Here is a 698-nt window from a genome sequence, read left to right as displayed (position 1 = left end):
CACCGGTTGTTGCTGGTGGTGCACCACCTGGTGGTGGATGTCGTGTCGTGGCGTGTGGTGCTGGAGGATCTGGACGCGCTGGTGGGGCAGGTGTCCCGTGGCGAGGAGTTGGTGCTGCCGCCGAAGTCGAGTGCGTGGCAGCAGTGGGCCGGGCGGTTGCGTGAGGAGGCGTCGGGCGAGGAGACGCTGGGGGAGCTGGCGTACTGGCGTGAGCAGGTGCGTCCTGCCGGTGAGGTGCCGTTGGACGGTTCCGGTGAGGGTGGGAACACCGTTGCGGGGAGCCGGGTGTACGAGGCGGTGCTCGGTGAGGAGGAGGTCCGCGGGCTGCTGCGGGATCTTCCGGCGGCGTTCCGTACGCGGGTGAACGATGTGCTGTTGACGGCGGTGGCGTCGGCGGTCGGTGAGTGGACGGGGTCGGACCGGGTCCGGGTGGATCTGGAGGGGCACGGCCGTGAGGAGCTGTTCGGCGATGTGGATGTGTCGCGGACGGCGGGCTGGTTCACCACGATCTCGCCGCTGCGGTTGCCGGTGCCGGAGGTGTCGGCGCTGGGTGAGGGGCTGAAGCGGGTCAAGGAGATGCTGCGGGAGCGGCCGCGGCACGGGATCGGGTTCGGTCTGCTGGCGCACGGTCCGGTCGAGACCGAACTGACCGGTTCCGCCCCGGCGCAGATCAGCTTCAACTACCTCGGCCAATTCGA

1 protein-coding gene is annotated in these 698 nt (G+C 69.6%); it reads left to right on the top strand.

The window, feature by feature from the left end; translation table 11 throughout:
- On the top strand, positions 1–698 hold a 698-nt coding region (locus ACL06G_RS21470; RefSeq protein ID WP_412788165.1), incomplete at both ends, for a condensation domain-containing protein.

It is taken from the genome of Streptomyces callyspongiae (genome assembly GCF_047200695.1).
Taxonomy (GTDB): Bacteria; Actinomycetota; Actinomycetes; order Streptomycetales; family Streptomycetaceae; genus Streptomyces.
This window is presented reverse-complemented; position numbering and strand designations above follow the sequence as displayed.